The sequence below is a fragment of the Alkalicoccobacillus porphyridii genome (genome assembly GCF_007293315.1).
Classification (GTDB): Bacteria; Bacillota; Bacilli; order Bacillales; family Bacillaceae_D; genus Alkalicoccobacillus; species Alkalicoccobacillus porphyridii.
On record NZ_VLXZ01000071.1, the window covers coordinates 1 to 387 of the forward strand.

1 pseudogene is annotated in these 387 nt (G+C 51.2%); it reads left to right on the forward strand.

From position 1 onward, the window contains the following. Positions 1-200: pseudogene (locus tag FN960_RS23565) on the forward strand (hypothetical protein); the annotation flags it as partial. Positions 201-387: the final 187 nt, after the last annotated feature.

Sequence of the window (387 nt, forward strand, 5' to 3'; positions counted from 1 at the left end):
CCGAGTGGGATGTGTTGCCGTTTCTGGAGAGTGGCAAACTGGTGCAAGTATTGCCAGAGTATGCACAAAGCGCCAATATCTGGGCTGTTTACCGGGAGCCGCTCTATCGCAGCATGAAATTACGTGTCTGCGTGGAATTTCTGGCGGCATGGTGCCAGCAACGGCTGGGCAAGCCCGATGAAGGCTATCAGGTCATGTAGATCCACCAGAAATCACTCGGGATCCTTTTCGCGCTTTCTTTTGAATTTCGTCCAGATTTTTGTCTCCTGACGACGCCACAGACGTTGGATGTTGTCATGATGACGCAGCAGGATCAGGCAAGAGAGCATCGAAACCGGGAAGGTGAATTGTGGCTTAAACCACCAGACATAAAACGGAGCAATCAGT